The organism is Acidovorax sp. DW039, from assembly GCF_037101375.1.
In the GTDB taxonomy this organism is placed as follows: domain Bacteria; phylum Pseudomonadota; class Gammaproteobacteria; order Burkholderiales; family Burkholderiaceae_C; genus Acidovorax.
On sequence record NZ_AP029020.1, the window covers coordinates 158,036 to 180,386 of the forward strand.

Below are 22,351 nucleotides of genomic sequence, written 5' to 3' on the forward strand. Positions count from 1 at the left end.
GCTTTACTCCTCGGGGTTCCAATACATGAAGCCCATGCCTTCACCGGTACCAGCGGCGGTGCGCCAGCAGGGCACGTAATCGACGAGCGTCATCTGCGCACCTGTGTGCTGCAGTGCTTTCATGACGGTCGAATAGATCTTGATTTCTGACGTGCCAGACTGGAACCAACCGTTCGGTATGGCAGACAGTCCCTCGTAGTCGTAGTTCGCAAGCTTCTGAAGGATGTCCTGATCGAACTCCTCATCGTTGACGAAATGCGAAAGTCCGCCAGAGGCGATGACAGCCACACGCACGTCTTCAGGCCAAGCCTCGATCGCATCGCGCAGCACATCTCCGAACTGGATACAACGCGCCATAGATGGTTGCGTTGGTGGGTAGAACAGGTTCATCAGCACCGGCACATGCGGTGGCGGGTTGTCGCTCATGATCTGGTGGTATACAAAGCTGTAGGCATGGGGCACGACTGGGTAGTCGGCCTTTTGCTTCATCTGCTTTTCCATCCAGACGTTCTCTGGCCAGTCCTCCAGGTTGCACATGTCGAAGCCCTGGGCCTGGAAGGCTGTGAGCAGGTAAGTCGCCAACTCTGGGTGGCACTGGTGTACGACGTGATGGTCAGGCGCGTAGACCTTGCGCTGCGGCGGCCCGTTGTGCACCTCTTTACCGCTGTAGATGGCAATGGACGGCGAAAGCTGCGGGAAAATTTCCTTCTGATCCTTGCCGAGGATGATGGCCACGTCGACCTTGGCGCGTTGGTAGGCTGCGGCCATCACGTCAAGGGCTGCTCGGCATCGGCTGGCGCGGGCTGTGCGTTCCTCGATCGTGAGGTATTGCTCGAAGGCTTTGCCGCGATGAGCCTCTAGCTCTGGATAGGTCCAGGTCCGATTGCGGAACCAAAGCTCTGGGTTTTTGAAGTCGCGCTCGGCGTTGTGAAGCCATTCATCTGGCTTCTGGCCCAGCATGCCGCTGTGAGGAACCGCCATCCCGAAAACGATTTTTGCCATAGGTCTCTACCAGTTCTATGTGTTAAGGGATGCGAGCATCAATTGACGACCACACCGGCCTTGGTGACGATCTGACGCCAGATAGGAATCTCCCGCTTGATTTGCGCAGCAAACTCCTCTGGCGTGGAGGTGGCAGGCTCAATGCCCAGCTCGAGCATCTTCTTGGCGGTCTCAGGATCCTTGACGAGCTTGGCGATCTCGGTGTTGAGACGCTGGATGATGTCTTTTGGGGTGCCTTTCGGCGCCAGGAAACCGAACCACACGTCAACACTGAAACCGGCCACACCTTGTTCAGCCACGGTGCGCAACTCAGGCATGAACACAGAGCGTTTGCTGCCGGCATAGGCCAACATCTGCAGGCGGCCCTGCTTGACCAGCGGCAGGACGGCGGTAGGGCCAGCAAAAGCCATGGAGACCTGTCCGCTTGCCACGTCGTTCAGAGCCGAAGGACCGCCTTTGTAGGGGACATGCACGATATCCACACCGGCCAGCAGATTGAATTGCGACAGTGACAGGTGGCCAGTGGATGCGTTGCCAGAGCTGGCGGCATTGAGCTCGCCCTTGCGACCCTTCGCTAGGGCGATCAGATCGGGCAGCGTCTTGACCGGCAGCTTGGGACTCGTCACCAGCACCAGCGAGTTCTGTCCGATGTTGATGATGGGTTCGAAGTCGTTTACCGGGTCGTAGCGGACCTTGGACACCACCGGGTTGATGGTGAAGGGGGCATTAGATGCCAGCAGCAGCGTGTAGCCGTCCGGTTTGGCTCTGGAGACGGCTTCGGTGCCTATGCTCTGGCCGGCGCCGCTGCGATTCTCGATGACGATAGGTTGCTGGAGGGCGGCACTGAGCTTGGGCGAAATCAGTCGCATGAAAGCATCATGAGAGGCTGCCGCTTGCACCGGCACGATCACCGTGATGGGACGCGTGGGGTAGGTCTGGGCCTGCGCGATCACGCTCCATGCGAGCAGCCCTGTCACCAGAGTCCTGACAGCGGTTCCTGATAAATGGATCAATTGCATGGTGTGGGCGTTGTGAGGCTTCCGGCGAGGGCGGGATACAGCTGTTGCGCCGTTTTTCCAAAGATCCAATCGCGGTCGTTCGCGCTCAGGCTGGCGAGCCCGATCTGGGCCGTGGCCAGGATCTCTGCCAACGTACCTGGCGAGGTCGGGAAGTTTGATCCCCAAGCCATGCGTTGCGCACCGAAAGCCTCCACCACGCGTGGAAAAAAGGTCTCGGCCGAGGCCTGGTCCTTCTTCACGTCGCCGAAGATACGGGGCGTAAGCTTCATGTAGATATTGGGCACATCGGCCAGGTCGAACAGACTTTGTGCATTCCGGTAGGGCGGTCCGTCGAGAACATCCGGCCTTCCAAGGTGGTCAAGGATGATGGGCACCTTCTGGAATTTTTCGGCCAGCATGCGCACCTGCTGCAGGCCAATGGGCCCCGTCTGGATGCACATCGGCAGCCGCAGGTCAGCGCACGCTTCCCAAGCCTTGAAGCTCTTTGGGTTGTCCAACTCGCTGGGATCAAAGTCCTTGGTCGAGCCTCCGGTGAAGATGCGCAGTCCGGCCAGACCCTTGTTGGCCCAGTCCTTGATCACAGCAGGCACGTCGTCGGCCAGCATGTCCACAGAACCTACGGCTACCAGCCGATCTTTGTGCTGGTTACAGCCATCGACGACATAGCTGTTGTCAAAGCCGTAAGTGGTTGACGAGTGCACGACTGCAGCCTTGGCCACGCCGGCAGCGTCCATGGCTGCGATCAATGCGTCTACGGTGCTCGGGCGTTCTTGTGACCAGTCTGAACGCTTTCCAAACAGCGGTGCCGGTGGATAGCGCTTTTCGTCATCAGAGATGATGTGCGGATGAATGTCGATGATGTTCATGGGTTGTCTCCATTGCGCGCTCAATGGCCGCGAGCTGTAAGCTGTTTGTCCAGCCGTGGATAGACGCGGCGGGCATTGCCTTCGAAAATGGCGTGCCGGTCTGCATCACTCAGTGCCGTGCACGCATCCAGGTAGCGCTTGGTGTCATCGAAGTAGTTGCCTGTGTTGGGGTCAAGGCCGCGCACGGCCCCCACCATTTCCGAGCCAAACAGCACATTGCTGGTTGGAACCACCTTGGTCAGAAGCTCTACGCCTGGGTGGTGATAGACACAGGTGTCAAAAAAGATGTTGTCAAGAAGGCCTTCCAGAGGGCGTTTGGCAATCTCAAGTGACATGCCTCGGTAGCGTCCCCAGTGGTAAGGCACCGCTCCGCCACCGTGTGGGATCACGAAGCGCAAAGTGGGGAAATCCTTGAACAGATCGCCCTGCAGAAGCTGCATGAACACCGAGGTATCGGCGTTGAGGTAATGCGCTCCGGTGCCATGATGGCAAGGGTTGCATGAGGCCGCAACGTGGATCATGGCTGGGACATCGAGATCGCACAGCGCTTCATAGAGCGGATACCAGTCACGGTCGGTCATGGGCTTGCCCGTCCAGTAGCCACCGCTGGGGTCTGGATTCAAGTTACAGCCAACGAAACCCATTTCTTCTACGCAGCGGCGCAATTCGGGAACTGAGTTCTTGGGCGGCGCCAATGGCGACTGGGGCAGTTGACAGACCGGTACGAAGTTGTTTGGATAGATATCGCAAACGCGGCGCACCAGGTTATTGGAGACTTCAGCCCATTCCAGGCTCGTACGCTCATTGCCTAGGTGGTGGCTCATGAGGCCTGCGATGGGTGAAAACAGTGTGAGGTCACTGCCACGCTCTTTTTGAAGACGCAGTTGGCCATTGCCAACGCCCTCACGGATCTCGTCGTCGGTGACATAAGAGCCCGACAGTGGCGGAGCATTGGCAGGATCGTTGGCGGATGCGACTTGTTTGGCACGCCAGTCGCGGAAAGAAGCGGGGACAGTCGTGAAGTGACCGTGGCAGTCGATGATCATGGGGGTACCCGTAGTTTGTGTCAGGCATGGGGATCAACGAACAGCTCGCTGATGGACATGCGGCGGGGGGTCAGTGCCTGCTTGAAGGCCGTGGCTTCTAGCGCTTCAATGGTCTTGCGATTGGCTTCAAGCCCATACGGCAGCGGATCGTGGCCAACAATCTTGCGCAGCTCCAGGTACTTCTTGTCGCCGGCGCTGGTGGCTTGACCCGCATCGAGCTTTGCCATCCATTCTTTCTTGGCTGTGTCGAAAGCGTCATAGAGTGACTTCGCTACCCAGGGGTGCTCTGCGAGTACCGAGTCCTTGACCACTATGGTGCCGTGCATGGGGTAGATGCCTGTGCGTGCGTAGTACTCGGCCTCAAGCTGGGCTGCATTCGGCAGGAGGTCTGGGTAGTCTGCCTCTACCTCTTTCCAGCCCCCTGTCGGCGCACCTGTACGGCCAATGCCGGCTGCTGCTGCGAAGCCTGCAGACAGCTCTCCCCTAGCCATCATTTCGCTCAGCGATGTGCCCGCTGGGGCATGGATCACGTTGGCGGGTAACTTCAGTTGGGTCACGTGCTCTTCGTCGTCCACCACCCAGGTGACTTTCGATGAGTCGAGCCCAAATTCATCCATCAGAACTTGTCGGGTCCAGACCCCCGTGGTCACGGAGTAGGCGCGCACGCCAACTTTCTTACCTTCGAGGTCTTTGGGGCTTGTGATGCCTGCATCTGGGCGCACCAGGAGGCCAGCGTGGTGAAAGCGGCGCACCACGAAGATCGGCAATCCCACAAAGGGTGCGCCGTAGGCGCGTGCAATGATGTAGGTCGTCGGTGCCAGTTCGCAGACGTCGAACTCAACATCACGAACCATGCGGCGAAATGCGCCTATCTGGGGTTGGACTGTGATGAACTCGGCATCCACACCCTCAATGGGAATAGAACCGTTGCGAATCGCCGAAGTATGCGGATGCTCAGCAATCGCGAGTTTGAGATGGACTTTTTTTTCAGACAACTTTCGTCTCCTTGAACAACCTTTTTGCATGGATCCCGCAGCACCTCAGCCGCAGCGACTTTGGACCAACGCTTGGATGGACTGAAGGTTATGCGCCGGTGCGGAAAGCGCACACCCGAGCCAGTGCCGCTGCTGATCCGTCGTAGTTGTCGGGCATGACCGTACCGCCTTCGAAACCACTTTCGGTCACTGCCGTCCAGCGGGTAGAGGGCGTCCACAGAGATTTCATCTGGCTGCGCGAGACCCCCGGGAGGGCGAAGAGATCGTCGTTCAAGCTCCGCAGTCGCGCGAGGTAATCGGCATCCAGAATGCTTCCTCTGTCACGTCGCTCCAGCACCACGCGCAAACTGTTGGCTTGTGAGACAACTTTCTTGCGCTCAGCCAGGTAGTTCTGAAGGTAGGGGTGCGACAGGGGGAGCATGCCCTCAAAGCTGGCGTTGGGTACCACCCGCAAGGCTTGCCAGCCCAATAGGATGGTCAGAATCAGGCATATCAGCAGCACGATTGAGCGGTGGTTGAACACCAGCCTCTCCAGGCGGCTGCCGGACTGTGGGTCAAAATTTTCGACCTTTGGCATATCAAACAAGGGGTGCAGTGCCGCACTCATACGGGAGACTTTCTTGCGGGGGCAGGGGAGGAGGGGGCTGCGGCAGTTTTCAACTCGTTTGCTGTCAAACGCATAATGCCGCGCATGCCGACCAACAGCAAAGACCCATCTTCGGCCTCTGTCAGTCCAGTGAAGGGGAAGCGATCACTCAGCGCCAGGGGACGGAAGTGCTGCCCCCCGTCATGGCTTTGCAGCAACTGACCTGCCACCCCTGCCAAGAGCACGCGGCCATCGGTCAATTGGGTTCCTGCAACCAGCGATGCATCTACTGGGGTTTGCACTGCAGCCCACGGGGCACCGGGTTCTGCACTGCGCCATGCCTTGCCTCGCAGACCCAGCAACATCAGCGGGCCCTCGCGCAGCGCCAGTGAGCCAAACAGACTGCCGTTCGAAGGCAGTGTGTCTGCGGTGTAAGGCTCCACTGCTTGGGGGGCACGCACCAGCAAGCCCTGTTCACCATACAGCAGGCATTCCCGATTTCTTTGCGCCAGACCGTAGTAGCTCAATCCCTCTGGATTGGGCAGGCGATGTATTTGTGATTTCCAACTTCGGCCCCCATCGGCGCTACTGAACGCCATGCCAAAAGCCCCCACCACCCACAGCGATCCATCGTCGATAAAAGCCAAGTCCAGCAGAGGCTTGTCTGCACCTTCTGCCACAAGGCGCTGAGCGTCCTCCACCAGTAGATTGCCTTGTGCCATCGCGTCGCTGCCAGGCTTGCTCGCCTCCAGTTGCGCGCGTGCAGCAACCAGTGACAACTGCGCAGCAGTTTGACCGTCTAGGCACCGACGCCAGCTCTCCCCCGCATCGTCGGTGGTCAGAACCACTCCCATGTTGCCCACAGCCCAGCCGCGCTTGGCATCTGCAAATCGCACGGCGGTCAGCGTGCAACTGACAGGTACACTGGCTTGCTTCCAACTTTGGCCTGCGTCGTCCGAGTACACGACCAGGCCGCGTTCACCTACTGCGACAAGGCGCTTGTCTGCGCGTGTTACGGCCTGGTATGCGGCCAGCGTTGGTCTTGCGACCTTCAGTGCAGGCGTCTCCAGTGCCTTGACCTTCCGCTCGGCGGCTTGCGCCAGTGGGTAAATCAGGCCCACCCCCATGGCGGGGAGCAGTGCCACCCGCCGCGTCACTCCAATCACATTCTTCATCTGCTTGCCCGTCAGTCAGTCTGTCTGTCTTGCTGTCCATCTGTCATGCAGCAACGGCTGCATGTCCCACCAGAGCCATGCAGCCGAGCGCAATTTGTCATATATCAATGGCCCCAACGCGCGACCTTGGTGCTATGGGCCAGTGCGTGATGCGGGATACGGATCACCTCACGCCGCTGCTGGCGAGCGCGGAAGGGGTGAAGTTAGTCAGTTGTTTGCCGTCAAACGGGCGGTAGGTGACCCCACCGGTTTCGTTCACAGCCCCTGCATACACCCACCCCCCAGACAGCAGGTCGAACCATGCGTAGCTCAGCGTTGTCGCCAATGGCTGGTCTGTAGCCACGAGCGTGAAGGCCTGCCCGGTTTTCCACAGCTTGCCTTGCGCATCCCAGCTGTCGGCCAACACCGCCTGCCAAGTGTCCTCATCCAGGTACAAGCGGCGCTTGGCTGCTGTATTGCGCTTGCCGTCGCGCAGCGTTGCCTCGACAACCCAAACACGGTGCAGCTCCCAGCGCACAAAGTCGGGGTTGAGCGTACTTTTGCCCACAGCTTCCTTGATGGGCTTCGCCATCAATGCGTTGTTGTTGTACGGGACGACCATCTCACGCTTTCCTAGCAGCTTCATCTGGTATCGATCCTGGGCACCGATGAAAAGGTTCACATCATCGAAGTTCGCCAGCCCTGCTGCTGACCCGTCCGGTGTGTCATAGGCGATCGATGGTGATTTGCGCACACGGCGTTGGCCTGGCAGGTACTGCCAGCCATCTTTGGGTTTGCCAAAGTTATCTACGTAGTCGATGGTCATCAGCGCCTGGCCTGCGTTCGCGGGAGGTTCGGTGATATCGATGCGTGCGCGAGCCCACTCGCCGCTGAATTGATCGGGGCTGCCTGCCGGGTCGTAGAAGGGATAGATGAGGTGGGTGCGCTGTCGGCTGGTCAGTACCTGGTCGCCAGAAGCTGTCATGACGTACTTGTCGGCCACGAAGCTGGTGACTTGGCCCCGGTAGCTGAGCATGTGGTTCCAAATGGCTTCGTGCCCGTTGCGTGGCACAGGAAAGGGAATGCCTCCATACGCGCCTTCCACCGTCAGGCCATCGTTTGCCAGCTTGGCACGGCTGGCGTTTTTCAGTACCTGGTCGTAGATAGCCTGTGGAAACACAGCGCTGCGGCGGCTAGGGTATACCTCTAGTTTGAAGCCAGGTACTTTCGCGAGCAGCGCTTTGGTGCCATCGGTGAGCACGTTGGCATGTTCGCTTGCGTTCGCAGCGGTGATGGTCAGGCGGGGCTTGTCTGCGGCAAATGGATCTGCCCGTTTGGCAGATGCAGCACCCTGTGCGGCGGGCGCCTTGTCATCCCAGGCTGGAATGGTTCCTTCTTTGTTGCCAGCGCGCTCCGCTCCGTAGGGTGTCAGCGTGCCCGACTTGAGGGCCGCCACGTCTTCGGGGGCCGCTTGCGCGGCGCATGCCATGACCAGTGCCGCAGTGGCTACGGCACTCTTGTGGTTGAGAAAAAAATGGTGCATGAAAGTCTCCGAATACCTGTTGTGTCGTGCTGGCTGTCAGAAGGTTGTCTGCAGGCTGAACCGCAGGTAGTCGCGGTCAAGTACAGGCTGTCGGTTTGCGCCGCCCAGGTAGTTGATCCAGGAGAGGTTGGCGCTCCATTTGTTCAGGTACACCATCGTGAGCCCCAGGACTAGCTCGCCGCTGCGTTCGGGGCTGCCACCAAAGGGAAAGGATGTGTCGATCATGGAGTTGCCACGGAAAGACCATCCCAGATTGATGGGCAGGCTCAGGTCCAGCCCCGAAGTCACTTGGTACCAAGATGGCGTAAAAATCACACGCATGCCCACGCTGGTCTTGCGCTTGTCGAGGTTGATCTTCTCAGTGCCGATGGGGTAGCGGCCTGCCGTGCTGGTGCGCACATCATCTGCGTGCATGACATGGTTGGCAGCTAGTTCGCCCACCAGGCTGTAGCCGTCCCACACCCCAGACTTACCGCCCAGCAGGCTCCACGACAGGTTCATGTGCGAGGTGCGACCCGTGACGTAGCTCGCATCGGCGGGGCTGACTACGCCCTCTTTGACCGCCAGCGGCTGGTTGTCTCGCACGGAAAACTCTAAGCCCAGGTTGGCATCACCGACCAGTTTCGCCATGCTCACGCCCAGCAACCGCACAGGTTCGACGGGCACGATCAGGCGATAGGAGCCTGCGGCCGTGTTGGTCTGGATGATCTGCGAGGTATCGCGGTAGCTGACGGCGTAAAACCCCAAGTCTGCATTGAGCCATTCGCTGCGCGTGTTCAGTGCAATGCCGTAATTGGCGCGCTGATTGCCTTCATCGATACCGGCGTAGCTGAGATAGCAGTTGTTGAAGCGCTGGGCCACTGGAACGCTGGCGCTGCCGCAGCGGTTGGTCGTGGGGTTGCCAATAAACATACGCTCGGCCCCATCGCCCAGCATGTCTGTGGTGCTTAAAAAGCTTCCAGAAGGGTGCAGGCGTGTGGCCCGGTATTTGAATTGGACGAAGCCCTCGACGCTGGTGTCATCTGTCAGCTGCAGTGTGGAGGACAGTTGTGGCACGGGGATGGTGGTTTCCTTGGCCTGTGTGCCTGGGATGCTGAGCTTGTAAACGTCGATGGGTGCCATGCCTTTGGCGATGCCGTTGGCTCCGAAGAACAGGCTGGTGCCCCATACCAGCGAATGCTGACCGAGCCGATAGGACAGCGTCTTGCCGCCAATGTCGTTGCGTCCGAAAACAAACCAGTCCAGCATTTCGGCCTTGCGTCCTGCCACGTCCCGTGTCCCTGGTGTGAATTGGTTGTATGGCACGCTGGCGCGGTTGGCAGAGATAGCAGAGTCGTGGTCATTGGCCTGGTTGTAAACCTGGTCGTACCAGGCTGCAGCGCTCAGGCGCAAGCCAAAGCCGTCTTTTTGGATGTCAAATTCGCTGAGAAGATCGGCCCGGTTGGATGTGAGGCCGCGGGAGAAGCTGCGATCACCATCGTCGCTGTTGGACCGCACCGAGACCGGACTGATGAGCGCAGGCGAGGGCGATTTGAGTCGGTACCCATTGCTGTATTTGACGGTGTTGTCCCAGCGGGCTTGCCAATCGCCGTCTGGGTTCAAGTCCATTGCCATGGCCCCACTGCCCAACGAGGCCACGGCCAGGGCTGCCAGGGGGCCGACCACCTTGCGGGCGCGCTGGCGCTCGGTGCACACAGTTTGATTCACAGTTGTCTCCTGTTTTTGTTGGCTGCCAGTGCTTCCTCTGTTTGGGAAGTGCGTGTCTGTCTGCGGGAACTGTATTGATTGGCCGTACCTGTGCCTCTATACAAAATGAAGATTCGCTGGCACTTTTATTTCAGCAGGGTTTGCGCAAAGGCTTTCTGCACCTGTGGCTGCATGAACCTAGGCTTGCGCAGTCCTGTTGCAGGGCAGAAAAGTCGGGTAAGTTCCAGGTTTGGCATGGCCGCGGACAGGTCCTTTGGCCTCTCGCTTTCAGCTAGTCCAGCCAGTTCAAATACACCCTCCATACCAACACTGACGCTCCAATGCACACAGCCCCAGCCGCCTCTGTCTTTACCGCCATGGCCCCTTTGCTATGGCCCGATTCGTTTGCTTGCCTCTGCATGCCATGCGTTTGTCTGGCCAGCGCATGTCAACCAGGGGATTGGGTATGAACGCCGCCCATCCCTTGGCAAGCAGTGCGGTTCAAAGCGATGGCGCCGCGTTGCCCCGCACCTTTGGTTTGGTAGCGCACCGCCGACACCGCACGGCGCATACCTGCGCTTTGGCACGGTGGGCCCATGCATGTGAGCCAGCGGTCCGGTCGCTGCAACTGCGTATTGCAGCCGTGGGTGGTGCGGCAGATGCTCTGGAGCGATTGGGTTTGTTCACAACCTTGCCAGTTGTGCACCGCCTACCCTACGGGCACGAGGGGGGCTTGATGAAGCTGGTGTCTCGCGTGGCAGGAGGGATTCGGCCTGAAGATGAGCTGTCCGGGGTGGTGTACCTGATGGACCCGCTTGATCCCTCATCACTGTACCCCGAGGCCCAGGCGCTCAAACGTCAGTGCGTGACCCACCGCAAGCCGCTGCTGTTGACCATGGCGGCAGCCATCGAGTGGATGGCGGTGGAGTGGGCTAATGCGGGTGGCCCTGCGCTGAGCGAGGGCCACTTGGGGCCCTCGGGACGACTGCGTCCCCTGGATCAGCAGTCGCTGGCGCTCATTGCGCACGACTCGATGAAGTCCCGCATGTTGGACTTTGCCGCTCAGCATTTCGATGTGCTCTCGCGTACGCCTGTGCGCTATGCCACGGGCACTACAGGGAGCAAGCTCAATGAGTTGGCTTGGGCCCGGGGTTGGCCAGCCGACACCCCCTGGGTGCACCCGTTTCGCAGCGGCCCCATGGGCGGCGACGCGCAGATTGCAGAGTTGGTGCTCGACCGCCGCTGCCAGAAGGTGATCTTTTTTGAAGACGTGCACGTGGCCCGCCAGCACGAGGCTGACATTCAATTACTGGAGCGTGCTGTGTGTTCTGTGGGCGATGAGGCGGCCTGCCTGCACACCTTTGATATGGCCGACACGTGGGCAAAGGCGTGGCGCTGAAGGCCCCTGTCCTATGGCTGTCTGTGCAGCAGCTTCCATTGCGTGCAATGTTTAGATGGCGGTTTAACGTTGCCTAAAGGTAGGCTCAGAAAAGTAAGTGAAGATGACTTGTGTGACCTGCCAGTCAACCCAAGTGCACCATGAACTACACCCATCTGAGCCAAAGCGAACGTTACCAAATCCAAAGCCTTGTGGACGTGGGGCTGTCCATTTCGCAGACAGCCCTGCGCCTGGAGCGCCACCGCAGCACCATTGCCCGCGAGATCAGGCGCAGGGAACGCTTGGGCGCGGGGCAGTTGAGTGATCGAGTGGGTATCGCGCAGCGCCCCGCCATCGTGGACGAGCGAGCGCGCCTGGGGGACTGGGAGGGCGACACTATTGTCTCGGGCAGGGGCGCTCTTGCTGCTTTGGTCACCCTGACCGAGCGGCGCTCGCGCTACACACTGGCCCAGCATGTGCCCAGGCGCAAAGCCGAGCCGGTGGGTCAGGCCATCATCGAGATGCTCAGGCCTCATCCCAAGCACCGCCACACCCTGACGCTGGACAACGGCAAGGAGTTCGCTGAGCACAAATGGGTGCAAAGACGTCTGAGCACAAAGGTGTACTTTGCTGATCCACACAGCTCCTGGCAGCGGGGGCTCAACGAGAACCACAATGGGTTGCTACGCCACTACTTCCCCAAGGGCAGCACCCTGAGCCTGCTCAGCCAGGTGAATCGCCCCGGCATTCCTAGACACCGTTGAGCCGTTGGGAATGTCGCTGTTCGAACTCTACAGGGGATAGTCCTGCCGCCGATGAATGACGGCGCTGTGAGTTGTAGAACATTTCGATGTAGTTGAAGACGTCCGCTTTCGCATCATCACGGGTTGCATAGACCCGTCTGCGGATGCGTTCGCGCTTGAGCAGTTGGAAGAAGCTCTCGGCCACAGCGTTGTCGTAGCAGTTGCCACTCCGGCTCATGCTGCTGACTAGGTTGTGGTCGCGCAGAAAGGTCTGCCACTCGTGGCCGGTGCACTGACAGCCTTGATCGGAATGAACTATGACAGGTGCACGCAGCTGGCGGCGCATAGCGCCATCAGCAGTGCATCGAGGACCAGACTCGTGTCAATGCGGCTGCCCATGGACCAGCCCACTACCTGGCGTGAGAACAGATCGACCACAACCGCCAGGTACAGCCATCCTTCGTGGGTTCGGATGTAGGTGATGTCAGTGACTCAGGACTGATTTGGCTCATCCACCTTGAACTGACGCTGCAGGTGGTTTGGCGCGACCACCGCGGGCTTACCGCCTCGCAGTCCAGGCCGGCGGCCGTAGCCCGTCTGCGATCGCAGACCTTCGATCTTGAGCAACCGCGCCACGCGATGCTTGCCGCAACGCTCGCCCAGGTCGCGCATGTCCAGCGTGAGCTTGCGGGAGCCGTAGACACCCCCACTCTCCAGCCATGCCCGCTTGAGCAAGCCCAGAAGTCTCTGGTCGTCCTTGGCCCGTGGACTTTGCGGCGCTGCCTTCCACGCGTAGTAGCCGCTGGGGTGTAGCTGCATCGCCTTGCACATGCGCCGCACGCTGTGTTCCTGCGCATGCTGCTTGATGAACGCGTGCCTCACCCGGACTGCCTGGCAAAGTACGCGGCGGCTTTTTTTAGGATGTCACGCTCCTCGGTCACGCGCTTGAGTTCAGCCTTCAGCCGCTGTAGCTCCTCAGTCTGGGACGTCTGCATCTGTCGTTCTGGCGCAGGCACCGAATAGACCTTGATCCACTTGTACAGGCTGTGCTGGCTCACGCCGATCCGGGCAGATACATCGGCTATTCGGTGGCCTCGCTCCGTTATCTGCTTGACCGCTTCGATCTTGAATTCTTCGGGATATGGCTGCTTTGTCATGGCACCTCCTATTGGGCCTCAGGTTTGAGGCTCGAAGGCGTCTAGTTCAGCCGGGGCGATTCAGTTCTGCGGAGGCGAGTTGGTTTAAGTCAGGCGGTCGCGGCCTGACCAGCGCGTTGTCGATGGTAATTGGCATCGAACTCAGCTGGCGGCACGTGACCCAGCGGGCCCATCAGGCGGTGATGGTTGAACCAGGACACCTGAGGTAGTCACAGCGGCGAGGCCTTGCTGGCCCACATCCGGGCCATCCACGAGCAACTCCGTGGCGAATACGGCTGGCCAAGGATGCACAAGGAACTGCTGGCCCGCGGGGTGCCGGTGGGCAAGGAGCGGGTGCGCGTGTTGATGCAACAGCACGGCATCCGAGCCAAGGGCAAGAAGAAGTTCGTGGTGACCACTGGCAGCAAGCACCACTTGCCGGTAGCGCCCGACCCCGTGCAACGCCGCTTCGTGCCGGCCGCGCCCAACCTCGTGTAGAGCGGCGACATCACGTACCTGCCCACCGATGAGGGCTGGCTGTACCTGGCAGCGATTGTGGATTTGCACAGCCGTCAGGTGGTGGGCTGGAGCCTGCAGCCGCACATTCAGACGGCCCTGGTCAAGGACGCCTTGCTGATGGCCTGCTTCCGGCGCAAACCGGCGGCGGGCCTGATCTTCCATAGCGATCGCGGCAGTCAATATTGCAGCCGGGACTTCCAGGACACCCTGAAGGCCTGGGGCATGCGCAGTTCGATGTCCCGCAAGGGCAACTGTTGGGACAACGCCCCGACCGAGAGCTTTTGGGGACGACTGAAGACGGCCTGCGTCCATGGCCGCCGGTTCGCCACGCACGAGGAAGCACGCCAAGTCGTCATGGACTGGCTCGCCTTCTACAACCATTCGAGGCTAAGTTCGGCGTTGGGCTATCTCAGCCCGATGTAGTTCGAGCAACGCTGGCTGGCGGCGCGGTGCAAACCTGCCGCCTGATGATCGGGTTATGCACTCCGATTTCCAAGGGCAACCTCATTGATCGTCTCGGCCAAGGCGTTGTCGTAGCTGTCACCCTTGGATCCCACGGAGGGCTCAATGCCGGCTTCGGCCAGCCGCTCGCTGTAGCGAATCGATAGGTATTGTGAGCCCCTGTCTGAGTGGTGCGTCAGGCTGCCGTCGTCATCGCGCTTGCGGCCGTGTGCCGAAACTCTCAATTACTTGTTCCGGGGCGACGCCACGGCAGGCACCAATCACAAACCTGGAGCAGGAGCAAAGCCCAGCACAGCCTCTACAGACATGCCTATGCCCAAGAGCAACTGATCACTCCCTAGCGGGCCGTCTAGCTCTAGCCCGACGGGCAGCCCGTCACTAGTCATGCCAGCAAAGAGAGAGAGCCCCGGTAGGCCTGCACTGCTGCTGGGGTCCGTATTGCGGACGTAGGCACTAAATTCATCCATGAGAGCGCCTCCATTGATAGACACAGTGGACGAACCTCGAACCCCATCGATGAGCACTGCCGGCAAGGGGGTGGTGGGGAACATTACCGCATCAACAGCGTTCTCGCTGAAATAACGCGCATAGAGGGCCTGCATTGCCGGGCGGTGCACCGCCACCGCGTCTTCGTAAGGGGGACCGCCAAATGCGTCACCAAGAATAGCGAGGAACGCGTCCCGTACATCAGGGCTGGCTACCCCGGCTGCCAAGCTGGCCAGCGTAACTCCGGCGGCGCCATTGGCAGCAAGGTATGCTGGAATATCGCCAACTGCTTCGTGGAGTATCAAGGGGGAGGAGACTCTCTCGTTCAACGTTGCCAAGCCCGCCAAGTCGACGTCAACGAACACGACGCCCTGCTTTGCCAATTCCTCGCGCGCCGCTCCAGCGACGGATGCAACTTGTGTATCCAATCCAGCCCAGAAACTGGTAGGGACACCGACTCGAAGCCCCTTCAAGCCCACCGGATTTGGTACAGAGCGGCCCACAATCGCAGCATCCAGCAATGCTAGGTCGGCGACGCTACGCGCCATGGGCCCTACGGTATCGCGTGTATGACTCAGGGGCACCACGGCGTTGGTATCGGTGTACCTGCGCTGCACACCGCCGTTGCCGACTGAGGGCCGCATGCCGGCGATACCGCAAAGGGCTGCAGGTATGCGGCTTGACCCTGCAGTATCGGTGCCCAAACCGGCGGGTGCGATGCGCGCTGCAATAGCTGCGGCAGTGCCACCCGATGATCCGCCAGGGATACGGGCCGTATCGTACGGGTTCCGGACTGGTCCGGCGAAGGTGGTGAGATTAGTACTTGTGATACCAGCGGCTAACTCATGGAGATTGGTCTTGCCCAGTACGATTGCACCTGCATCGATGAGTTTCTGTAGCGATGGCGCGTTGTCCGATGGCTGAAGGGCCCGTAGGGCTGCAGTACCGCCGGTAGTTGGCAGGCTGCGCGTGTTGATGTTGTCTTTGACAACAATCGGCAGGCCGGCAAGCGGCGGTAAGGGGATTCCCGTCCTGCGCTGCGTATCCACGGATCGCGCGGCGGTCAAGGCGCCGTCCCTGTCCACAGTGATGAAACAATTTAAGTCCTTGAGAGCTTCGGCGCGAGTCAGAAGCGTCGTAACGTAAGCTTCTGCGCTCAGACGCCCAGAATTCATCGCCCGCAGTGCCTCGGTTGCAGTCAGCGCCAGTTGCTCGGCTGTCGTCATGCCTGGGAGCGTGTCATTACCGCCTCCACAGGCGCTGAGACCAACAGTGCTTAAGGGTAGCGATATCGCTGCACCCGTATTCTTCAGGAAGTTACGGCGTGTCTGAGATGTGCTCATGAAAGTACTCCGAAATGGTTGCTAGGTGGCGTTGGTAGATCCCACCGCTAGCATTCTCCAGTTCCCGTTGTTCTGCCAATATCCTCATGAATGAGGACGCTGACCTGCCCCCTTCAGCCGTACCAGTGATTCGGTTGGAGTCCTGGGGTTGAAGGGCTGCAGCCACCCAGCACGTGACCTTCATTGAAGCCCACCCTGAGCGTCATCTCCTACCGTAAGCTCCCCTGTCAAGCAGACAGTTGATTTCTAGAGTCCGCGGCGGTTGTGTTGATCAGTCGGGGCATGAACTGCTCGGGCGGCACGCCACCCAGCGAGTCATGCGGTCGGTACTCGTTGTATTGAGTCAGCCAGTCGTCCGCGATGGCCTGGACCTGCTCGATGGAATTGAACAGGTAGGCATCGAGCACCTCGGTGCGGAACGTCCTGTTGAATCGCTCTATACAGGCGTTCTGGTTGGGCTCGCCGGGTTCGATGTAATTCAGCGCGATACCCCGGCGCTGCGCCCATTCGACCAAGTCGTGGCTGGTCATCTCAGGCCCGTTGTCCATACGGATCGACGGCGGCGGCTGTTCCAGTCCACCAGGCGGTCCATCGTTCGGATCAGCATCGGGCCCGGCAGCGACTGGGCCACCTGGATGGCCAGCACCTCGCGGTTGGCCTCGTCGATGACGTTGAGGGTACGGAAGCGGCGACCGTCGTAGAGCACGTCGTGCATGAAATCGAGCGCCCAGCCTTGATTGACAAACTACCCCGCTGCCAACAGGCACTTCCTGAAACCCCTCGCGCTGCCGGCAATGGCCGGCGAGTGCGCGTGACCTGAGCGGACATTCGAGGTGCGAGGTCCGTCGATGCTCGTTTCCTCCCGCCGCAGCGCCCCGCGACGGGGATTTCAGCCCTCAAGCGGGCCATGCGGACGGACCTCCGCTCTTGACCAGACACACCAGTCGGCGCGCGTAGTACGCCGCGCACTGCAGTGTGATGGCCAGCGCGTTGCGCGACAAGGTCATCGCCCGCACACACTTGCCGCCTTGCTGGGCTAAGCTGGCGCAGACATGCTCGACACGGGCCCGAGTCTTGTTGATGGTGCGGTTGCGCTGGTTCAGTCGAACCCTGGCGGTCTGCCCCGGTTTGGCTCGGCGTGCGATGCCGTCTTGCAGTCCTCGTGCCTGCAGCACTTGCCGTTTCCCCTGGCTATCGTAGCCCCAGTCTGCCAGTAGCCGATCCCGTGTGTTGGTGGTCTGCAGCACGTCGGGCAGTTGTTGCCCATCGTCGGCGTTGGCCGGTGTGATCTTCAGCTCCCGGATGTGCTTGTAGCGCGTCCACGTTGCCGTGCAGCTTGTAGCCGTAGAAGGCCATGCCATGCTTGATCGTCCAGCGGGCATCCCGGTCGGTGTGGGCCAGGCGCTTGGCGCTCCAGCCTTGCGGGGGCGTCGCCACGGTTAAGTGCCTCGCGTTCCTTGGCGTTGGCTTGCGTGATCGGCGCCTGCACGATGCTGGCGTCCTCGATCTGCCCGCCACGCGGGATCAAACCGTGGTGTTGCAGTTGCTGGCTCAGTGTCTCGAAGATGGCCTTGCCGCCCAGGCCGCCTTGGGCCAGTCGCTGGCGAAAGGCCCACAGCGTGCGGGCGTCGGGGATGTGCAGTGCGCCGTCGAGGCGACAGAAGTGCTGGAAGCTCAGCCGGTCGAGAACTTGGTGCTCGCACTGCTCGTCGGACAGGTTGTACAGGCCCTGCAGGAACACCATGCGCACCAGCGCTTCGGTGGGGTAAGGCGGGCGTCCACCCTTGCTGCGGTCTGCTCGCGGGCAAGCCACGTCCGCGGCCTGCGCCATCTCCGAGAAGTCAATCAGCTTGTCCATCGCGGCCAGCGTCTGAACGTAGCTTTCGAGCTTGGCCTTGCGCTGGCGCACGAGGAACAGGTCGTCTGGGGCCTCTTCGGGGAAGAAGCTCGAGGGCTTGGTGCGCGGCGTGATCATCTCGCCATGTTGCCGCACCACGCGCCGCTCGGGCGCGCGAAGGCGCGGTTTTTAGAAGCGCCCTCATGGCTCCATTCTCCAGAGTTGGAGCCCCGTCATTGCCGGCATTGCGTCGCAGTTCCCTGCTCAGGCTGCCAGCGTCGCGACCCAGTACCTGCGCGATGGCCCGAAGGCCCCGCCCCTGCTTTCGCAGCGCGGCTAGAGTCACGCGCTTTTCGGGCTGCATCTGTTGGAGTCTTCTCGTCATCTTCATACTTTACCGGGACGGCAAGGTGTTGCATTTCAGATTTGAGGCCGCCCCTCCTTCAAGTCCGGGGGGCGATTCATCATGGTTGACGCATAGATGAGACGGTGCCAAACATGATCTGGCATCTTTCTTGCAGGCAGCGGAAGCCTGATAAGTAGGCATGCCTCGCTCTCGCTGGGCCGCTCATCTCGAAAGGATTCCATTGCTATGTACCTGAGCACTCACCAAGTGCATGTGTTATCTCGAGTGATGCGGACGCTGGCAGAGCCCCTTTCGGCCTACGAGATCCGCAAGCAACTCGGATGCTTGATGCTTGAGTTACTGGGAGCTCAGTTCTACGCCAGCTATGTGTGGGATGAGGAAGCCGGTCGATTTAGCAACGGTGTGCATATTGACGTAGACCCGGAGAACGTTCGGCGCTATGAAATCTACTATCAGTATCATGATCCGATTACGCCGCTCCTGCGGCAGAGACGCGACTCGGTTCTTGTCTCCGAGGTAATGCCGCAGGCCCAGCTGAAGCGCACCGAATTCTTCAACGATTTACTCTCGAGGGATGGGGCATATTGGGGCATCAACCTGTACGCCTGGAACGATCAGGAGAACATCGGCGACATGCGCATATGGCGTGACCGTAAGCATGAGAATTTCTCACGCGACGATGTTCAGTTGCTAGAGCTCGTTCGCCCCGCTTTCACAGCGGCGGTGGAGCGCTGCACAAGAAGACACACGCATCTGGCACAGACTGAATCAGCTCGCCTACACAAAATTGATTGCGACGAGACTCTGTCGGTACTGAGCGCCAGGGAGCGACAAGTAGCCCAATTGATCGGGCGAGGACTTGCCGACAAGGAAGTTGCTGAGCGCCTTTGCATTTCTGTCACAACAGTCCGAACCCACATCGACCGAGCATTTCGCAAACTGCGCATAAATAATCGTGTGGCGTTAGCGCGCAAGCTCAACACCTGAGTGGCCACGAAACTAGCCGCGTTGAATCCCCCCGGGTTTGAACTGACCCCCAGAAGTTGGACAAACTTCAAGGGGTTACATGAAGAAGTACAAAACGGAGTTCAAGCTGAAAGTGGTCCGAAGCTTCTTGGCTGGCGAAGGTGGCGCGAGGCTCTTGGCTCGACGGTGGTCGGTTCCCGAGGAGAAGGTTCGCACGTGGGTGAGCCACTACCGTCTGCGCGGCATCGACGGTTTGCGCCCCAAGCGCAGCGCGTACAGTGCCCAGTTCAAGTTGCAGGTGCTGGCTCATCAGGATCGCGAACAGCTTCCAGTCTTCAGGTCGCGGCGCTCTATGACATCCGCAATCCCAACCAGATCGTGGTCTGGCGGCGCAATTTCGATCAAGGCCGCCTGCAGGCGTGCGAGACCAGGAATGAAGAACATTCCAAGATGAAACCAGAACGACGTTCTGCCGCACCGTCGAGCACGGTCGTTGCCGAGCGGAGAAAGCCTTGCGGGAAGAGAACGACCGAATGCGCGCGGAGGTCGCGTACTTAAAAAAATTGCAGGCCTTGATCCGGTCGAAGAGATCAGCTGCGCCGACAAAGCGCGACTGATTGCCGGGTTGAGGTAACAATTGGCGGATCTGTTGCAGGTAGCAGGCTTGCCGCGCAGCACGTTCTACTACCAGTGTCAGGCGGCCCAGTGTGCCGACCAGCAAAGCGCCATGGAATCCAGAATTCGCGCTGTCTATGACGAACGCAAGGGGCGCTACGGATACTGGCGGATCACCGCAGCGCTGTGCAATTCAATGGCACAACCGGTCAACCACAAGTGCGTGCAGAGTCTGATGCAAAGGATGGGGCTACGTGCGTTGATTCGGGCGAAGAAGCGCTCCTGGCATGTCCGGGGCAACACCGCCTGATTGGCGGCAAGGCAACCGTCCAACTTCTGGGGGTCAGTTTAAGGCCGGGGCGATGCAAATCGAAGTGTTCGGCGGACTGCATTTTCTGGTGTTTGCAGTGCTCATGCAGCCTGCTGCCGTAAAGGCGCTTGTTGCCGCATGGAGTTCAAAGCACGCGCTAGTTCTCATTTACATCCTGCTCCAAGGACACACCAATACGCAATTCGATGCTGCGGCTGGGCCCTTGTTCAGTGCATCGGCTGGTGCATCTTCTTCTAAGCTAAAAGCTCGAATACCGTCGTCATTTGACGACCGTGACAATTTGAATGCTGACCTGAGGACCCACATGGCTCTGCACGATTTCAAAGTACTGACGTTTGATGTAGTTGGAACGCTTATCGACTTCGAGGCAGGGATGCTGGCTTACTTACGCCACGCTGTGCCTGACAGTGACGTAACCGATGACCAGTTTCTAGCTGCGTATCGAGAGGCACGAAAAATGCCAAACACCGATTGGTATCCCAATGACTTAGTTCGCTGCTGGCATGTCATTGCCCCTCAGCTAGGACTGCCTGAAAGTGATGCGCTGGCTGACGGCTTTCGTGATTCCGTGCCACATTGGCCTGCCTTCCCCGATTCAGTTGACGCCCTTGTGCGGTTGCGCAGGCATTTCAAACTTGTCACCATGACCAACGCGCAAAACTGGGCGCTGCAGCATTTTCAGAAGACGTTGGGTTCGCCCTTTGACATGCTGCTGGCGTGTGATGATGCTCTGTGCGAGAAGCCAGATCCCCGCTATTTTGCATATGCCCGGGGGCGCTTTGAGGAGGCTTGGGGCTACAAACAATCTGAAAACCTCCACGTTGCGCAAAGCCAATATCACGACATTGGTATTGCCAAAAAGCTCGGTATTACCACCTGCTGGATCGAGCGCCGCCACGGACTGACTGGCTCAGGCGGGACTATCGAGTCCGAACCCACCACGCCTGACTTCCATTTCCACTCTCTAGCCCAATTGGCCAATGCGGTGGAGGCAGAACAATGAGCCGAAGATTGAGCGCAGCTACTTTGGCAGATGTAATGGAGCCCGTACAAGATCTTCTGCCTGATCTCGTGGCACTAAGGCAAGATCTACATGCCCACCCTGAGTTGGCATATGAAGAGCGTCGCACAGCAGGAATCGTTGCACAGTCTCTGCGCCTGATGGGATTACAGGTTGTCGAAGGCGTGGGCGGTACCGGGGTTGTGGGCACGTTACGGTGTGGCGATATGAGTGAGGGGGCAAGCCCTAGCGTGGGACTGAGGGCTGATATGGATGCCTTGCCTATGGTTGAGCTAGGGCAGCGTAGTTACACCAGTCGCTATGCTGGCAAGCACCACGGCTGCGGACACGATGGGCACACCAGTATGCTGATTGGTGCTGCGCGTCACCTTGTGCGCACACATCAAGCACTGGGCCTACGTGGCACAGTGCATTTCATCTTTCAGCCTGCGGAGGAGGGAAAAGCGGGAGCCGCTCGCATGATCGAAGACGGCTTGTTTGAGAACTTTGCGTGCGACAGCGTGTATGCGCTGCACAACTGGCCAGACTTACCCCTGGGCCATGCGCAAACTCGCCCTGGACCGATCATGGCAGCGGCCGATCGTTTTGATATCACCGTGCGTGGTCGGGGCGGCCATGCCGCTCAGCCCCAGCACACTCCTGATGCCATCCTGGCTGCTAGCCAGCTAGTAGCTCAGCTGAATACCATCGTTTCGCGGCAAATCGATCCCAGTGAGTCTGCGGTTCTATCTGTCACACGCATTGAAGGTGGTCACAGCCACAATGTGTTGCCTGCCGAGGTACAGATCACAGGTACCGTGCGTAGCTTCGATGCCCATGCGCAGGACCGCATTGAAGCAGCTCTTCGCGCCACTTGCCAAGGTATAGCACTCGCTAGTGGAACCGAGGTGATGGTGGCCTATCAGCGCTACTATCCGGCGACCGTGAACGCCACTGCTCAGGCTGTACTGGCTTTGGATGCAGCACGCGCCGTGGGTCTAGAAGCCGAGGTTGCGCCGAGAGCGGCGTTCACGTCGGAAGATTTCGCATTCATGCTGCAGCACAAGCCTGGTGCGTACCTTTGGCTTGGTCAGGGGCGTGCTGATCCAGGTCCAGAGGGTGAGCGGGCATTGCACCATCCTTGTTATGACTTCAATGACGACGCCTTGCCCCTAGGCGTGCGGTGGCTATGCGAAATCGCTTCGCGTGCACTGGCAGTGCCAGCATAGCCTAGAGTTCAGTCAAGCTTATCTGTTGACCTGAACGCTCTC

Annotated in this window: 19 protein-coding genes and 5 pseudogenes; 8 read left to right on the forward strand and 16 right to left on the reverse strand. The window is 59.6% G+C overall.

Going from position 1 to position 22,351, the window contains the following annotated elements; genetic code table 11:
* Positions 1 to 3: 3 nt before the first annotated feature.
* From AACH87_RS22415 to AACH87_RS22455, 9 genes are all read right to left on the reverse strand, one after another.
* Positions 4 to 1,002, reverse strand: a complete 999-nt coding sequence (locus AACH87_RS22415) for a protocatechuate 3,4-dioxygenase (RefSeq protein WP_338799334.1) — start codon at positions 1,000 to 1,002, stop codon at positions 4 to 6.
* A gap of 38 nt (positions 1,003 to 1,040) precedes the next feature.
* A complete protein-coding gene (locus tag AACH87_RS22420) occupies positions 1,041 to 2,021 on the reverse strand; it encodes a tripartite tricarboxylate transporter substrate binding protein (protein ID WP_338799335.1) in 981 nt (326 codons plus the stop codon).
* A complete protein-coding gene (locus tag AACH87_RS22425) occupies positions 2,012 to 2,887 on the reverse strand; it encodes an amidohydrolase family protein (protein WP_338799337.1) in 876 nt (291 codons plus the stop codon). The genes AACH87_RS22420 and AACH87_RS22425 overlap by 10 nt, the downstream gene beginning before the upstream one ends.
* A gap of 20 nt (positions 2,888 to 2,907) precedes the next feature.
* Positions 2,908 to 3,933, reverse strand: coding sequence for an amidohydrolase family protein (locus AACH87_RS22430; protein ID WP_338799338.1), 1,026 nt, complete (start codon positions 3,931 to 3,933; stop codon positions 2,908 to 2,910).
* Between the two features lie 20 nt (positions 3,934 to 3,953).
* On the reverse strand, positions 3,954 to 4,928 hold the full coding sequence (locus AACH87_RS22435) for an ABC transporter substrate-binding protein (protein WP_338799339.1): 975 nt from the start codon (positions 4,926 to 4,928) through the stop codon (positions 3,954 to 3,956).
* An 88-nt stretch (positions 4,929 to 5,016) separates the two neighbouring features.
* Positions 5,017 to 5,505 (reverse strand): hypothetical protein, encoded by a 489-nt coding sequence (locus tag AACH87_RS22440; protein WP_338799340.1) that lies wholly within the window; start codon positions 5,503 to 5,505, stop codon positions 5,017 to 5,019.
* Between the two features lie 26 nt (positions 5,506 to 5,531).
* Entirely contained in the window at positions 5,532 to 6,689 is a 1,158-nt protein-coding gene (locus AACH87_RS22445) for a YCF48-related protein (protein ID WP_338799342.1), read from the reverse strand.
* A gap of 163 nt (positions 6,690 to 6,852) precedes the next feature.
* Positions 6,853 to 8,211: a DUF1329 domain-containing protein gene (locus tag AACH87_RS22450; RefSeq protein ID WP_338799343.1), complete on the reverse strand. Its 1,359-nt coding sequence runs from the start codon at positions 8,209 to 8,211 to the stop codon at positions 6,853 to 6,855.
* Between the two features lie 36 nt (positions 8,212 to 8,247).
* A complete protein-coding gene (locus tag AACH87_RS22455) occupies positions 8,248 to 9,918 on the reverse strand; it encodes a DUF1302 family protein (RefSeq protein WP_338799345.1) in 1,671 nt (556 codons plus the stop codon).
* 445 nt (positions 9,919 to 10,363) lie between these two features.
* Between AACH87_RS22455 and AACH87_RS22460 the strand changes: the two genes are divergently transcribed.
* Both AACH87_RS22460 and AACH87_RS22465 read left to right on the forward strand, forming a co-directional pair.
* Complete coding sequence (locus AACH87_RS22460; protein WP_338799346.1) at positions 10,364 to 11,296, forward strand: methylglyoxal synthase; 933 nt, start codon at positions 10,364 to 10,366, stop codon at positions 11,294 to 11,296.
* 140 nt (positions 11,297 to 11,436) lie between these two features.
* Positions 11,437 to 12,039 (forward strand): IS30 family transposase, encoded by a 603-nt coding sequence (locus AACH87_RS22465; protein WP_338799347.1) that lies wholly within the window; start codon positions 11,437 to 11,439, stop codon positions 12,037 to 12,039.
* Here the strand turns inward: AACH87_RS22465 and AACH87_RS22470 are convergent.
* A pseudogene (locus tag AACH87_RS22470) lies at positions 12,026 to 13,175 on the reverse strand (IS3 family transposase). The gene AACH87_RS22465 and the pseudogene AACH87_RS22470 sit on opposite strands and share 14 nt — an antisense overlap.
* A 213-nt stretch (positions 13,176 to 13,388) precedes the next feature.
* Here AACH87_RS22470 and AACH87_RS22475 point away from each other — a divergent pair.
* Positions 13,389 to 14,096 (forward strand): annotated as a pseudogene (locus AACH87_RS22475) (IS3 family transposase); the annotation flags it as partial.
* Positions 14,097 to 14,179: 83 nt separating this feature from the next.
* Here AACH87_RS22475 and AACH87_RS22480 read toward each other — a convergent pair.
* From AACH87_RS22480 to AACH87_RS22505, 6 genes and pseudogenes are all read right to left on the reverse strand, one after another.
* Positions 14,180 to 14,320: pseudogene (locus tag AACH87_RS22480) on the reverse strand (IS3 family transposase); the annotation flags it as partial.
* A 75-nt stretch (positions 14,321 to 14,395) separates the two neighbouring features.
* Positions 14,396 to 15,847, reverse strand: coding sequence for an indoleacetamide hydrolase (gene iaaH, locus AACH87_RS22485; RefSeq protein WP_338799361.1), 1,452 nt, complete (start codon positions 15,845 to 15,847; stop codon positions 14,396 to 14,398).
* A 344-nt stretch (positions 15,848 to 16,191) separates the two neighbouring features.
* A pseudogene (locus AACH87_RS22490) lies at positions 16,192 to 16,691 on the reverse strand (integrase core domain-containing protein); the annotation flags it as partial.
* Positions 16,692 to 16,860: 169 nt separating this feature from the next.
* Positions 16,861 to 17,325, reverse strand: a complete 465-nt coding sequence (locus AACH87_RS22495; RefSeq protein WP_338799348.1) for a transposase — start codon at positions 17,323 to 17,325, stop codon at positions 16,861 to 16,863.
* Positions 17,256 to 17,939, reverse strand: a complete 684-nt coding sequence (locus AACH87_RS22500) for a transposase (protein WP_338799349.1) — start codon at positions 17,937 to 17,939, stop codon at positions 17,256 to 17,258. The genes AACH87_RS22495 and AACH87_RS22500 overlap by 70 nt, the downstream gene beginning before the upstream one ends.
* 103 nt (positions 17,940 to 18,042) lie before the next feature.
* Positions 18,043 to 18,192: pseudogene (locus AACH87_RS22505) on the reverse strand (helix-turn-helix domain-containing protein); the annotation flags it as partial.
* A 201-nt stretch (positions 18,193 to 18,393) separates the two neighbouring features.
* Here AACH87_RS22505 and AACH87_RS22510 point away from each other — a divergent pair.
* The 5 genes from AACH87_RS22510 to AACH87_RS22530 all read left to right on the forward strand — a co-directional run bounded on the left by AACH87_RS22510 (position 18,394) and on the right by AACH87_RS22530 (position 22,309).
* Positions 18,394 to 19,155, forward strand: coding sequence for a LuxR C-terminal-related transcriptional regulator (locus AACH87_RS22510; RefSeq protein ID WP_338799350.1), 762 nt, complete (start codon positions 18,394 to 18,396; stop codon positions 19,153 to 19,155).
* Positions 19,156 to 19,234: 79 nt separating this feature from the next.
* The gene (locus tag AACH87_RS22515) at positions 19,235 to 19,588 is read left to right on the forward strand and encodes a transposase (RefSeq protein ID WP_338799351.1); all 354 of its coding nucleotides are present in this window, start codon (positions 19,235 to 19,237) and stop codon (positions 19,586 to 19,588) included.
* A 183-nt stretch (positions 19,589 to 19,771) separates the two neighbouring features.
* On the forward strand, positions 19,772 to 20,059 hold the full coding sequence (locus AACH87_RS22520) for an IS3 family transposase (RefSeq protein ID WP_338799352.1): 288 nt from the start codon (positions 19,772 to 19,774) through the stop codon (positions 20,057 to 20,059).
* Between the two features lie 325 nt (positions 20,060 to 20,384).
* Entirely contained in the window at positions 20,385 to 21,083 is a 699-nt protein-coding gene (locus AACH87_RS22525) for an HAD-IA family hydrolase (protein WP_338799362.1), read from the forward strand.
* Positions 21,080 to 22,309 (forward strand): amidohydrolase, encoded by a 1,230-nt coding sequence (locus AACH87_RS22530; protein WP_338799353.1) that lies wholly within the window; start codon positions 21,080 to 21,082, stop codon positions 22,307 to 22,309. Before AACH87_RS22525 ends, AACH87_RS22530 begins: the two co-directional genes overlap by 4 nt.
* Positions 22,310 to 22,351: the final 42 nt, after the last annotated feature.